General features: G+C 74.0%; 12 protein-coding genes. 4 read left to right on the top strand and 8 right to left on the bottom strand.

Annotation, left to right across the window (positions count from 1 at the left end):
• Position 1: 1 nt before the first annotated feature.
• Genes WA762_RS03485 through WA762_RS03475 form a run of 3 tightly spaced genes read right to left on the bottom strand, consistent with a single transcriptional unit; the run spans position 2 to position 2,218 of the window.
• Entirely contained in the window at positions 2 to 808 is an 807-nt protein-coding gene (locus WA762_RS03485; protein WP_335932781.1) for an acetoacetate decarboxylase family protein, read from the bottom strand.
• A gap of 9 nt (positions 809 to 817) precedes the next feature.
• Positions 818 to 2,026 (bottom strand): NAD(P)/FAD-dependent oxidoreductase, encoded by a 1,209-nt coding sequence (locus WA762_RS03480; protein WP_335932779.1) that lies wholly within the window; start codon positions 2,024 to 2,026, stop codon positions 818 to 820.
• A 3-nt stretch (positions 2,027 to 2,029) separates the two neighbouring features.
• Positions 2,030 to 2,218, bottom strand: coding sequence for a ferredoxin (locus WA762_RS03475; protein WP_335932777.1), 189 nt, complete (start codon positions 2,216 to 2,218; stop codon positions 2,030 to 2,032).
• A gap of 348 nt (positions 2,219 to 2,566) precedes the next feature.
• On the opposite strand from WA762_RS03475, the gene WA762_RS03470 reads away from it, so the two are divergent.
• The gene (locus WA762_RS03470) at positions 2,567 to 3,922 is read left to right on the top strand and encodes a glutamine synthetase family protein (RefSeq protein WP_335932776.1); all 1,356 of its coding nucleotides are present in this window, start codon (positions 2,567 to 2,569) and stop codon (positions 3,920 to 3,922) included.
• Positions 3,923 to 3,940: 18 nt separating this feature from the next.
• Positions 3,941 to 5,239 (top strand): cytochrome P450, encoded by a 1,299-nt coding sequence (locus tag WA762_RS03465; RefSeq protein ID WP_335932775.1) that lies wholly within the window; start codon positions 3,941 to 3,943, stop codon positions 5,237 to 5,239.
• Positions 5,240 to 5,499: 260 nt separating this feature from the next.
• On the opposite strand, the gene WA762_RS03460 is transcribed toward WA762_RS03465, so the two are convergent.
• From WA762_RS03460 to WA762_RS03440, 5 genes are all read right to left on the bottom strand, one after another.
• Complete coding sequence (locus WA762_RS03460) at positions 5,500 to 6,000, bottom strand: nucleotide triphosphate diphosphatase NUDT15 (RefSeq protein ID WP_335932774.1); 501 nt, start codon at positions 5,998 to 6,000, stop codon at positions 5,500 to 5,502.
• A gap of 286 nt (positions 6,001 to 6,286) precedes the next feature.
• Positions 6,287 to 7,186 (bottom strand): hypothetical protein, encoded by a 900-nt coding sequence (locus WA762_RS03455; protein WP_335932771.1) that lies wholly within the window; start codon positions 7,184 to 7,186, stop codon positions 6,287 to 6,289.
• Complete coding sequence (locus tag WA762_RS03450) at positions 7,183 to 8,241, bottom strand: SPFH domain-containing protein (RefSeq protein ID WP_335932770.1); 1,059 nt, start codon at positions 8,239 to 8,241, stop codon at positions 7,183 to 7,185. Before WA762_RS03450 ends, WA762_RS03455 begins: the two co-directional genes overlap by 4 nt.
• 58 nt (positions 8,242 to 8,299) lie before the next feature.
• Positions 8,300 to 9,100 (bottom strand): SDR family oxidoreductase, encoded by an 801-nt coding sequence (locus WA762_RS03445; RefSeq protein WP_335933017.1) that lies wholly within the window; start codon positions 9,098 to 9,100, stop codon positions 8,300 to 8,302.
• A 389-nt stretch (positions 9,101 to 9,489) separates the two neighbouring features.
• Positions 9,490 to 10,119 (bottom strand): TetR/AcrR family transcriptional regulator, encoded by a 630-nt coding sequence (locus tag WA762_RS03440; RefSeq protein WP_335932768.1) that lies wholly within the window; start codon positions 10,117 to 10,119, stop codon positions 9,490 to 9,492.
• A 170-nt stretch (positions 10,120 to 10,289) separates the two neighbouring features.
• Here WA762_RS03440 and WA762_RS03435 point away from each other — a divergent pair, with 170 nt between their 5' ends.
• Together WA762_RS03435 and WA762_RS03430 are read left to right on the top strand one after the other, a co-directional pair.
• The gene (locus WA762_RS03435; protein WP_443080507.1) at positions 10,290 to 11,225 is read left to right on the top strand and encodes a phosphatase PAP2 family protein; all 936 of its coding nucleotides are present in this window, start codon (positions 10,290 to 10,292) and stop codon (positions 11,223 to 11,225) included.
• Positions 11,222 to 12,256 carry a DMT family protein gene (locus tag WA762_RS03430; protein WP_335932764.1) on the top strand — a complete coding sequence of 345 codons (1,035 nt, stop codon included), beginning with the start codon at positions 11,222 to 11,224 and terminating at the stop codon, positions 12,254 to 12,256. The genes WA762_RS03435 and WA762_RS03430 overlap by 4 nt, the downstream gene beginning before the upstream one ends.
• Positions 12,257 to 12,337: the final 81 nt, after the last annotated feature.

The following is a 12,337-nucleotide window of genomic DNA, read 5'->3' as shown; positions in this document are numbered from 1 at the left end:
CTCACTCGGCGCCGGAGGTGTTCGACTCCAGCAGCCGGCCGCCGTCCCACACCACGCCGACCTGCCGGTAGTAGGCGGCGATCGGCTCGCGGATCTCCAGCCGGGCCAGCTCCTCGGTGGGCGAGTCGAACAGCTCCAGGTCGGCGTCGCCCACCCAGGCCTGCCCGCCCTCGAAGGAGGCGGCGCCGGACTCGATCAGCTCGTCCAGGGCCGGGCCCCCGCCCTTCTCGATGGAGGGCAGCCAGCGGTGGTGGGCCATCGGATGGCCGTTGACGAAGCCGTTGGTCCCGGACGGCTCGCGCAGGGTGACGACGGCCTGGGCCAGGCGCCGGTCCGCCGCGGCGAGGGTCGCGCCGAAACGGGCCCCGGCCTCGATGCGGGGCGCGGGCCCGTACGGGTGCGGGCGGGTCTGGTGGATGGAGCCGAGCTTCTTCGGGTAGCCCTGGTGCAGTCCCCGGGCGATCGCGAAGTCCTTGTCGACCCAGATGTACACGCAGCGGGAGTAGGTCCGCCCCCTGTACATGCAGCGCACGACGGCGAACGCCTCCTTGTACTGGGCGAGCACCGGGTCGAGCAGCTCCTGTCCCGAGGCGGAGCAGGACTGCCAGTCGGCCCAGATCAGCGCGACGGCGCCGGGGTCCTCGTCGGCGAGCTCCAGAGGCTCGGGCAGCAGCTCGCGCACGCGCGACGGGTCGGTGCGGTATTCGACGGTGAGGAGGTCGCCGGAGTAGCGCCACGGCGGCGAGGGGATCAGCGACGAGGCGCCCGTCGCGGTCTTGGGGTGGAAGTATCCACGGACACTGGCCACTTGGATTCCTTACGCGATGGGAGACGGCTGCTTGAGAAGTTCGGCGCGGTGGCGGGCGGCGGACGCCGCGGCGGCCCGGCCGCCCAGGGCGACGACGCCGACCAGGCGTCCCGCGCGGTGGTAGCCGGCCAGGACGTCCCCGTCGAGGTCGCCCTCCAGGACGCGCACGTCGTCCTTGCCGAGGACCGGGGCGCCGAAGGACTGGAGACGGAAGTCGTGCTGGTCGCTCCAGAAGGTCGGCAGCGGCGCGAACGGCGCGAGGCCGGCGTCGGAGCCGGTGAGGCCGGCGATGAGCACCCGGGCGGCGTGCTTGGCCGTGTCCGTGGGGATCGACCAGTGCTCGACGCGGCGCGCGACCCCGTCGTACCGGGCGTTGGGGAAACGGGCGACGTCGCCGACGGCGATCACGTCCGGACGTCCGCCGGCCCGCAGATGCTCGTCCGTGAGCACGCCGTCGGAGAGGTCGAGGCCGTTGCCGTCGAGCCACTCGGTGTTGGCCGCGGAGCCGACCGACTCCACCACCACGTCCGCGGCGAGGACCCTGCCGTCGGCCAGGGCCACCCCGGTGACCCGGTCTTCGCCGTGGAAGGCGGTCACGCCCGTGCCGAGGGCGAAGCGGACGCCCCGCTGTTCATGGCGCGCGAGCAGCGCCCCGGCGAGCAGCTCGCCCAGGGGGCCGACCATGGGCAGCGGCAGCGGATCGACCACGGTGACCTCGGCGGCGCCGAGGGCCACGGCGGTCGCGGCCACCTCGCAGCCGATGAATCCGGCTCCCACCACGACCACGCGCACGCCCGGCCGGGTCAGCGCCTCGCGCAGCCCCCGGGCGTCGTCCAGCGTGCGGACGGTGTGCCGTCCGGCGACGGGACCGGGACAGCGCAGCCGCCGGGGGCGCATGCCGGTGGCCACGACGAGACCGCGGTACGGAAGGGTCTCGCCGTCGTCGAGCTCGACGACCCGCCGGGCGAGGTCGGCGCGGACGATCCCGGTTCCCAGGCGCCACCGCGCATCGGAGACGCCGGCCCGGGGCCGAAGGGCGAGCGAGTCGAAGGACGCCCTGCCCGCCAGGACCTCCTTGGACAGCGGTGGCCGGTTGTAGGGCATGTGGGGTTCGTCCCCGACGAGGGTGATCGGCCCCTCCCAGCCCGCGGCGCGCAGCTGCTCGGCGGCGCGCAGCCCGGCCATGGAGGCACCGGCCACGACGATGGGCGCGTCCACGGCTCAGTCCTCGATCCGGATGGCCTGCAACGGACAGACGTCGGCGGCCTCCTCGACGTCGCCGCGCAGGGCCTCGTCGGGATCGGCGACGTAGGCCAGACGCCCGTCGTCGTCGAAGCGGAAGACGTCGGGAGCGGCGAAGACGCACTGGCCGTGGTCCTGGCACTTGTTCATGTCGACGACGACCTGCATGACCGGTCCTCCTGGTGCTGGGGGAGCGTCGGGAAAGGGGAAGGGAAGACAAGAGGGGGCCCGGGCCGACAGGGTCCGGGCCCCGGCCAAAGGGGTGCGGTGAACACCGGCCCCCAACTCGTTTGGCGTCAAACAACATAGGAACCGGCCGGGCCCCGGTCAATAGCTATCCGCATGGATAAATTTCTGCGACAGAACCCTTGCGGGAGGGTGACCGGCGTCCCTACCGTTTGCCACCAGCAAGCGAGCGGTGTCCTGCGCCTCCCCGCAGTCCGAACCCGCCGCGCACCCCTTCCCCCAGTGCCGCGCGCTCTGGGAGGCGCCCCCCTTCCCCCGGAGGAGACACCGGTGAGCGCATCCGACATCCCACCCGTCCGCCGCCATCTGGAGCGACTGGCCGCCGAGGGCATCGACGTGGTCCGGGTGACCTATCCCGACCTCATCGGCACCGAACGGGCCCGCGACGTCCTGCTGGACCACCTGCCCTCGGCCTGCGACCACGGCCTCGCCTTCTGCCGCGCCGTCTACCACACCAGCCCCCAGGGCGACGTGGTCCCGGTCCCCGGGGGCCTGGACGCCGGCCTGCCCGACATCTGCGTACGCCCCGATCTCGACACCCTGACCGCCCTGCCCTGGGAGCCCGGCGTCGCCAGCTGCCTCGGCGACGTCACCGACCCGGCCACCGGACTGCCCGCACCGGAGTCGCCCCGGGATCTGCTGCGCGCGGTCGTCGAACGGTGCGGCGAGCACGGCCTGAACCCCGTCGTGGGACCGGAGCTGGAGTACTTCCTGTGCGACGCCGCCCCCGAGACCCCGCGGGGCTGGCGCCGCTACAGCGACGCCACGGGCGTCGTCTACACGGCGGGCCTGCGCGCGGACGGCGACAACCATCTGCTGCGCACCCTGCGCCTGCTGCGCGACCTGGACATCGACATCAGCAGCGGCAACCACGAGTTCGACGGCTCCCAGTTCGAGATCAATCTGAACCACTCCGACGCCATGGCGGCCGCGGACCGCGCCTTCCGCTTCAAATCCGCGATCAAGGAACTCGCCCGCAAGGAGGGCCGGCTGGCCACCTTCATGGCCAAGCCCTTCCAGGGCGCGGGCGGATCAGGCTTCCACCTCCACCTGTCCTGCGTGGACGACGAGGGCGGCAACGTCTTCGCGGACCCGTCCGCGCCGTACGGCCTGGCCGCCACCGCGCGCCACGCGGTGGCCGGCGTCCTCGCCCACGCCCCGGCACTCGCGGCGCTGGCCAACCCGACGGTCAACTCCTACAAGCGCTTCGGCCCCGACACTCTCGCGCCCTGGCTCGTCGACTGGGGCCTGGACAACCGCAGCGCCATGGTCCGCATCCCACCGGAACGCGGCTCCGGCACCCGCCTCGAACTCCGCCTGGGAGACGCGAGCGCGAACCCCTACCTGCTGATCGCGGGAACCGTCGCGGCGGCGCTCCTGGGAGTCAGGGCCGGCGAGGAGCCCGCCGCCCCGCTGGAGGGCTACGGCTACGACACCACCAGAGCCGCCGCCCTGCCGATGTCCCTGCCCGACGCCCTCGACGCGCTGGAGGCGGACACCGCTCTGACCGAGGTGCTCGGCAAGGACTTCACCGCCGCCTACCTCTCGTACAAGCGCGACGAGGTCGCACGCTTCCATCGGCACGTCACCGACTGGGAGTTCACCGAGTACGCCTACCACCTGTAATGCCGAGGAGACGAACCCATGACCTCCGTGACGACCACACCGCCCGCGTCCGGCGCCGCCCGCGAGCCGATGCCCCTGGACCAGGTGGACCTGGCCGACCTCGACAACTTCACCGACGGCGTCACACCGTGGCGCATGTTCCACACCCTCCGCCACGAGGACCCGGTCCACTGGCAGCCGGAGGAAGCGCCCAACTCCGGTTTCTGGGCGGTCACCCGGCACGCCGACATCGCCCGCGTCGACCGGGACGCCGAGACCTTCACCTCGTCCAGGTTCGTGAACCTGGAGGAGGTCGACGACGACCAGATCAAGAAGCGCGCCTCCATCCTGGAGCTGGACGGAGTGCGCCACCGCGCCCTGCGCAGCCTCCTGCAGCGGCAGTTCGGCGCGAGCGTCATCAACAGCTACGCCGACTTCCTGCGCGGCCTGACCGCCACCACGCTGGACGCGGCCCTGTCCAAGGGCTCCTTCGACTTCGTCGAGGAGGTCTCCGCCGACTTCCCCATCAACGTCCTCGCCCGCCTCCTGGACGTGCCCCCGGAGGACAACCAGCAGCTCATCGACTGGGGCAACCGCATCATCGGCAACACCGACCCCGACTACGCCGACGTCCTCCTGCACAGCGACGAGAGCGAGAAGTACCGCGACCTGCCCTTCCGCTCGCCCGCCTCGCTGGAGGTCTTCGCGTACGGCCGCGAGCTCGCCCGGCAGCGGCGCGGCGGCGACGGCGCCGACCTGATCTCCAGGCTCGTCAACGAGACCCCGCGCGACGGGGTGCCGCTCTCGCCGCAGGACTTCGACAACTACTTCCTGCTGCTGGTCGTCGCCGGCAACGAGACCACCCGCCACACCATCAGCCACTCCATGCTGGCCCTCCTCCAGCACCCCGAGCAGCTCGCCCGCCTCCAGGAGGACCCCTCCCTCATCCCCGCGGCGGTGGAGGAGTTCCTGCGCTGGGCCTCTCCCGTCTACCACTTCCGCCGCACGGCCACGCGCGACGTCGAACTCGGCGGCAAGCGCGTCAAGGAGGGCGACAAGGTCGTCATGTGGTTCGCCTCCGGCAACCGCGACGAGGACGTCTTCGGCAACCCCTACGACTTCGACGTGACCCGCCGGGACAACGACCACGTCACCTTCGGCAAGGGCAGCCCCCACCTGTGCCTGGGCAACCTGCTCGCGCGCACCGAGATCCGCATCATGTTCGAGGAGCTCATCCCGCGCCTGGCGGGCATCAGGCTCGTCGGAGACGTCCCGCGCGTGCGCTCCAACTTCGTGAACGGCATCAAGAAGCTGCCCGTCGAGGTCACCCTCGCCTGACACCGCCACGCCCCGGACTCCGCGGCCCCGCCGATCGCGCGGGGGAACCGCGCCTCCGCGGCCGGCCCCGTGCCCGTCCCGTCCTCGGCGGCGAGGGGCGCCGGACGCCGGCCGCGGAGGAGGGCGCGCCGGGAGCTTCACGGCCGGAGGGGGAGCGGACGCCGTGGGAATCGGCCGTCGTGCAGATCCGCTGCCGCGAGGCGCCGGGCGTCGCGGCGGGCGGTGAGCCCGCTTCGGCGGCGGGCATGGGGCACGCCCCGCTATGCGTCGGGCCCGGCGGTCGCGAGGGCCAGCCGGTGCGCCGGGGGGTGCTCGATCGCGAGGTCGGGCCGCCAGGCCGCGAGGACCTGGGCCGAGGGGCCGAACATCTGCTCCGGCAGCGCGTCGGGCGAGGTCCACTCCCAGGCGCTGATCAGATGCGGCTCGGTCACCCGAGGGCTCCCGGACTCCAGGGTCACCAGGGCGGCCATCGAGATCCGGTTGATCCCCGCGACGACGTCATGGAGCATGGCGAAGACCGTCACGTCGGCCACGTCCACCTCCAGTCCCGTCTCCTCGCGGAGCTCGCGGACGGCCGCCGCGGCGATGGACTCGTTCGTCGGGTCGACCTTGCCGCCGGGGAGCTCCCAGGTCCCGCCGCGGTGCTTGCCGAGCAGCACGCGTCCCTGGGCGTCCTGCACGACGACGCCCACGCCGAGCGACGCCTGCGCCACCGGCGGGCGGGTGTTACGGGGGAGGGAGTCGGCGGGCGCGGTGTGCATCGGGGCTTCCTTGCGGTCGGGCGCGGGGGGACTCGCGGGGGCGCGGCGCCCCGGCGCGGGTGGGCGTACGGGAGGCAAGCCTACGTACCTTCTCGCCCGGGGCACGAGGGCGGGCGCGGCGGAGGTCCGTGCCGGAGGCCGCAGCCGCGCCGGCCGCGCGAACCGGTCGTACGGACAGGTCGGTCGCCTGAACCGGTCGTACGGGCACAAGGCGCGGGCAGCCGCGCCGGGGCGCGGGCGGGCAGCGCGCGGCGTCCGGCCGGGCGGCCCCGGGCGGACCGCGGTCTCAGACGGTCAGCCGCAACGATGTGGCGGCGATGCCCAGCCGTATCGACTGACCCCACGTCAGTTCCAGCGCGTCCGACTCCATTCCGTCGCCGAAGGCCACCACCCGGTCGGACTCGACCGTCAGCCGGAGCCCCTGGCCGTGCCGCAACTCGCCGGCGACCAGCGAGGTGCCGGTCACGGGCGACGGCCACGCCTCGCGGACGAACCAGAGCAGCCGCGCGTCCGTGGGCGCGGGGAGCCGCAGTTCACTGCGTCGCTCCTGCCACAGCGACCGCAGCCAGCCCGTGGCGCCGGTGCCCGTCCCGACCAGGACGCCGGACGACGCCTGGGGTTCGACGGGCGCGCCGGGGGCGTCGGGGCCGAGCCGGTAGCGGGCGGTCTGGTGGCCGGGAGGCCCGAGATAGATCTCGTTGAGGGCGAGCAGGCGCTGGGTGTCGTCGGCGACCGCCTCGACCATGGTGAGCTCCTCCGCCGTGGCGCCGGGCGACGCCGCCGCGCGGAGCAGGGCGGCCGCGTCGCCCGGCCGGTGCCGCACCAGCACCCCCGGATTGCGTCCGGGTTCGGTGTCGATGCCCACGACGGGCTGCCCGGACAGGTATTTGGCGGTGTTGGCGACCAGCCCGTCCTGTCCGACGACGACCACCACGTCCTCGGGAGCGAACAGGAAACGGTCGAGATCGGCGCGCTCCACCCGGGACTGCCGCCACTGCAGCGGCACGGCGGCCGCCACGTCGGCGAGAGCCTGCCGGGTGTGCCGGTGCCGCGCGACCACCTCGTCGATGGACCGGCCCCGGCTGGAGAGGAAGAACGCGGCCTGGCCGTGCGTGCCGTGCCGGGCCAGCAACTCCTCGTACTCCGTGGTGCGGTGGACCAGCACCGCGCGCGGCGCCAGGCTCATGCCCGCGGCTCCCGGCCGGTCCTGCCGCTCCCTCCGGTCCCGCCGTGCCCACCGTTCCCGCCGGCCCTGCCGAGTCTGCCGATCAGGTCGGTGAGCACGTCGGGGGAGAGGGTGAGGCTGTCGATGCGCGGCAGGTTCTCCGCCAGCCTGGTCGCCGTCAGGGCGTGCAGCGTCGCGGCGTCCACCTCGCCGTGCACCCGCAGCCAGGCCGCCTGGGATTCCGCCCGGGCCGCCCCGACCTCGCGCGCCGCCTCGGCCTCGGCGCGGGCGAGGCGCACCGTGCGCGCCGCCTCGGCCTCGGCGCGCACCCGGTCGGCCGCCGCGTTCTCCTCCGCCTCGCGCCGGGCGTTGGCGCCCCGCTGCTCGACCAACTGCTCCTCGCGCCGGGCCAGTTCGATCTGGCTGGCCAGCTCGTTCTCGGCGATGGTCCGTTCCCGTTCCACGGCCACGGCACGGCGTTCGTACGTGGCCCGGTCGGCCTCCTGCTGGATCTGCTCACGGGCGGGGGTGCGCAGGGCCCGTTCCACCTCGGCCTCGGGGCGGATGGCGACCACCCGCACCGCGACCACGTCGATTCCGGTGGCGGGCAGCCGGGGCTCGGCCGCCAGGCCCGCGGCGACCCGGTCGCGCACGGCCGCGACACCGTCGACCAGGGACTCGGCCAGCGCGGTGCGGGCCAGGACGTCCAGGGTGTGCTGCTGAGCGGTCTCGGTGAGCAGAGTGGCGATCTGCTCCAGCGGCGCGCCGCGCCAGACGCCGGTGTCCGGGTCGACGGAGAAGTCCAGCCGGGCGGCGGCCTCGGCCGGATCGCTGATCCGGTACGTCACGGTCGCCTGCACGGTGACGTCCTGGAAGTCCGAGGTGCGGGCATGGAAGGCCATCGCCAACTCGCGGTCGCTGACCGGCACTTCGGAGAGCGCCGCAGTCAACGACCGGTACCAGAAGCTCAGTCCGGGGCCGTCGTGGACGAGGCGGCCGCGCTTGTGGTGGCGGATGTGCGCGGTGGGCGCGGAACGCAGATGACGCCAGCCCAGGCGTCGGGTGATGTCGGCCATGCGGGAAGCCCCCCTTTTTTCTCGTCATGGCGACGATAAGGGGGAGTGGGGCATACCGTCAAGATGACGAGAACGAATCGTCCCGATCGCCCCGCAGGGCCAGGAACCTGGCCGGCACCTCGCCCCCGCCGTGCACCGCGAGGTCCGCGCCGTTGACGTAACGGGCCAGGTCGCCCGCCAGATACAGGCAGGCGTGCGCCACGTCGTCCGGGACGGCCATGCGGTGCATCGGGATCACCCCGGCCAGTGCGGCGCCCTCGTCCGCCCCGTACACCGAGGCCGCGCTCTCGGTGCGGACCGGACCGGTCGTGATGTGGTTGACGCGCACCCTCGGCGCCCACTCCAGGGCCAGTGCCCGGGTCAGCGCCAGGAGCCCGGCCTTCGCCGCGGAGTACGCGGCCGTGCCCGGCTGCGGGTGGTGTGCGGACACGCTGCCGATGTTGACGATGGAACCGCCCGTGCGCTGCTCGCGCATGACCCGGTTCGCCGCCTGCGCCATGGAGAACGGGGCCAGCAGATTCAGCGCGACGATCTTCTCGACGAACCGCGGCGACACGGTGGCCGCGTCGGCGTCGGGGGAGCCCCCCGCGTTGTTGACGAGCACGTCCAGCCGCCCGAACCGCTCCACCGCCAGGTCGGCCAACTCCCCGGCGGCCGCCGGATCGCGGAGGTCGGCCGGATGGAAGAGCGCCCGCCGGTCCCCGCTCCTCGGCGGCTCCGGGGGCTCGCCGCGCCCGCACACCAGCACCTGCGCGCCGGCGGCGAGGAACGCCCGGGCGATCGTGGCGCCGATGCCCTTGGTGCCGCCGGTGACGATCACCGCCCGCCCCGAGAAGTCGATGGGATCGCCGATGTCCATGGTCCGCCCCTGCTTCCGTGATCCACCGGGGTCGATGCCGACGCCGATGTCGATGAGCATGCCGACGTGGAGGTGTGAACGGCGGCGTGGAGACGCGAACGCCGACGCGGAGACGTTTGAGAGCCGGCGCGGACGCGGGCGTGGGTCCGATGCCGGTGGGGTCGATGGAGGGCGAGGTCGGTGGGGGTGAGGGCGGCGGGGCCGGGGCGGGAGTTCGCACCGGCCTCAGCAATCTACCAATCGTTTGTTCGGTGGGCGAGGGGTGGAACGCGGGCGGCCGGTGACTCCTTGAGGAATCACCGGCCGCCCGGTCTGCACGCCGGGCCCGTTCCCACGGTGCGGCGTGGCGGTGGGCCGTCGTCATCCGCTCCGGCGGCGGCCCACGACTGTCAGGATTCGGTCGCCGGGGCGTCCAGTCCGAGTGCGGGGAGGACGGAGCTCTCCACGAAGCGGACGAGGAACGCCTCGTCCGCGTATCTCCCCTCCATCAGCGGCCGGGCGCGCAGGACCCCCAGCAGCTGGGCCGGGACGAACTCCGCCGCGGGGCTGTCCGCCGGGATCTCGCCGCGCTCCGCCCCGCGCCGCACCATCGCCTCGATCGCCGCGATGTCCGGGGTGATCAGCGCCTCGCGCAGCGCGCACCGCAGCTCGGGATTCTGCAACGCGGCGTGGCCGAGCGCGTGGAGCAGCGCGGTGTCCCGGCCCGAACCCGCGCCGATCACGCGGGCCGCCTCGCGGAGGTCTCCCGCCAGCGTGCCGGTGTCGATGCGGGGCAGCACCACCCGCCGGGTGGCGTGCAGGGCCGCCACGACCAGTTCCGGCTTCGAGCCCCACTGGCGGTAGAGCGTGGACTTGCCGCAACGCGTCCGCGCGGCGACCCCCTCCATGGTGAGGGCCTCGTACCCGGACTCCCGCAGGATGTCGAGCACGGCGGCGTGCAGCTCCTGCGCCCGCTCCGGAGTGATCTTCGAACGGCGAGCTGTGTGCGCCGGTGTGTGCGTGGCGTCCTGCGGCGACATGCGGCATCCCTCTCGGCCATGGTGCGACGGAGCCCATCGGTACGCCAGTGTACCGAAACGCACGTGTACCGATACGGGAACGTATCGGTACACTGGCGTATCGATTCGGCACGGTTCCGACCGATCGTGCCGCGACACACACCGCTTCGTCAGCAAAGGGGCGCCGGGTGATGCATGCCGGTAGCGGGCCCTCGGACCGGGAGCCGGACAGTTCTGCCCGGCCACCGCTGGTCCGCGAGCTCCTTCTCGTCGTCGGACTCTTCGTGATCTACAAACTCGGCCGGCAGGCCGCGAACGGTCACGTCGAGGAGGCGTACCGGAATGCCGACCGCGTCTGGGACCTGGAGCGGGCCCTGCGGCTGCCCGGCGAGGGGCTGGTGCAGGGTCTGCTGCTGCACGGCGAGACCCTGGTCCGCGTCGCCAACACCTATTACGCGGTCGTGCACTTCCCGGCCACGCTGCTGTTCCTGGCCTGGCTCTACTGGCGCCGCCCGCGTCACTACGTCTGGTCGCGGCGCATCCTCGCCGCGCTCACCGGAGCCGCGCTCGCGCTCCATCTGCTGTTCCCGCTCGCCCCGCCCCGGCTGCTGGCCTCCACCGGCCTCGTCGACACCGCCCGGGTGTACGGACCGTCGGTGTACGGGGCGGAACCGGCCTCCGACTCGCTGGCGAACCAGTTCGCCGCGATGCCCTCGCTGCACTTCGGCTGGGCGCTGATGGTCGCGATCGGCCTGATCGCGGCCACCCGCGGCCGGTGGCGCCTGCTGTGGCTGCTGCATCCGCTCGTGACGCTGCTGGTGATAGTCGGCACGGCCAACCACTACTGGCTCGACTCGATCGTGGTCGCGGCGCTCCTGGCCGTGGCCTGCGCGGTGCTGCCGCTGCGGAGCGTGCGTCCGGCGGGTGCGGCGCGCCGCACCGGGCCCGCGACGGGCGGTGCGCCGACGCCGACGGCCGCTGCCCGGGCCGCCGGAGCCGCCGCGCCCGCCGCGCACGCGGTGGCCGCCGCCCATGCCGTGCCCGCCGTCCATGCTCCGCCCGTGGGCCGTACCGTGCCGACGCCGGGCGTCGTCTCCTCGTACGCCCCGTCCGCGGCCCGGCGATGAACGCCACGGCGGCGGCCGTCCTGCTGTCGCTGTTGTCCGTCGGCGCGTACGCGGCGGCGGCCGTGGCACAGGCCGGGCTCGCCGCGCGTGATGAGGCGTCCGGCGGCGGGCTGCTGCGGCTGCTGGGACGAGGGGCCTGGTGGTCGGCGGTGGGTCTGAACGCCGGCGGGGCCCTGCTGCACGTCGCGGCGCTCGAATACGGCCCGCTGGTGCTGGTCCAGCCGCTCGGCGCCCTGACCCTGGTCGCCGCCGTGCCGTTGGGCGCCAGGGCGGCCGGACGCCGGGTCACCGGGATCGAGTGGCGCGGCACGCTCCTGACCCTGCTCGGCCTCGGCGCCCTGCTGACGGTCACGGGCGGCTCCGCGCCGGACGAGACCCTCAGCCTGCCCGAGGCGCTGGCCGTCGGGGCCGGGACCGCGGCCGTCGTCGCCGGGCTCGTCCGGCCGGGGGCCCGCCCCGGTCTCCGGCACGCGGCGGCGTCCGGGCTCACCTCCGGCGTCGCGTCCGCGCTGACCCAGACCCTGACCGTCTCCCTCACCGATCACACCGACCCGCTGCTGAGCCCCCGTCCGCTGGTCGTCGCGGTCCTGGTGTCCGCGTTCGCGACGGGAGGGCTGCTGCTGTCCCAGACCGCGTACCGGGGCGGTCTGGGGGCCCCGCTGGCCGTGGTCACCCTCGCGAACCCGGTGGCGGCGGCGGGCATCGGCCTGGTCCTGCTCGGCGAACACCTCCACGGCGGCGCGACCGCCCTGCTCCCGGCGTCCCTCGGCACCGCGGCGGCGGTCCGCGGGGTGATCCTGCTCTGCCGCGCGCAGGCGGAGACCGCGACCGCCGCCGAACGGGCGAGAGCCGGGGCGCGGTTCCCGGCCGGCTCGCCGACCCGGGTCGTGGCCGGAAGCCGGGAGCCGGCGGAGCGTCTCCTTCCGCGACCGCGACGGGAACTGGAACGGGAACCGGAACGGGAAGCGGGGCCGGGGCCGGGACTCGGGCTGGAGCCGGGGCCGGGCCGGGAGCCGGTCGGCGGCCGCTGAGGTGGTCCTGCCCGGTGCGGGGTCCCGGCCGGGGTTCAGGCCGGGACCGCCACCGGGCGCGTGCCGGGGTTCAGGCCGGGA

Origin of the sequence: Streptomyces tyrfis, assembly GCF_037034285.1 — a bacterium.
Lineage (GTDB): Bacteria > Actinomycetota > Actinomycetes > Streptomycetales > Streptomycetaceae > Streptomyces.
Note: the sequence above shows the minus strand (reverse complement) of the source record. Positions and strands in the feature narration are given on the sequence as shown.

What these genes read in the sequence shown, in the direction of transcription:
- WA762_RS03475 (WP_335932777.1), bottom strand. Translation starts at nt 2,218, where the DNA reads ATGCAGGTCGTCGTCGACATGAACAAGTGCCAGGACCACGGCCAGTGC.
- WA762_RS03465 (WP_335932775.1), top strand. Translation starts at nt 3,941, where the DNA reads ATGACCTCCGTGACGACCACACCGCCCGCGTCCGGCGCCGCCCGCGAG.
- WA762_RS03460 (WP_335932774.1), bottom strand. Translation starts at nt 6,000, where the DNA reads ATGCACACCGCGCCCGCCGACTCCCTCCCCCGTAACACCCGCCCGCCG.
- WA762_RS03455 (WP_335932771.1), bottom strand. Translation starts at nt 7,186, where the DNA reads ATGAGCCTGGCGCCGCGCGCGGTGCTGGTCCACCGCACCACGGAGTAC.
- WA762_RS03450 (WP_335932770.1), bottom strand. Translation starts at nt 8,241, where the DNA reads ATGGCCGACATCACCCGACGCCTGGGCTGGCGTCATCTGCGTTCCGCG.
- WA762_RS03445 (WP_335933017.1), bottom strand. Translation starts at nt 9,100, where the DNA reads ATGGACATCGGCGATCCCATCGACTTCTCGGGGCGGGCGGTGATCGTC.
- WA762_RS03440 (WP_335932768.1), bottom strand. Translation starts at nt 10,119, where the DNA reads ATGTCGCCGCAGGACGCCACGCACACACCGGCGCACACAGCTCGCCGT.
- WA762_RS03435 (WP_443080507.1), top strand. Translation starts at nt 10,290, where the DNA reads ATGCATGCCGGTAGCGGGCCCTCGGACCGGGAGCCGGACAGTTCTGCC.
- WA762_RS03430 (WP_335932764.1), top strand. Translation starts at nt 11,222, where the DNA reads ATGAACGCCACGGCGGCGGCCGTCCTGCTGTCGCTGTTGTCCGTCGGC.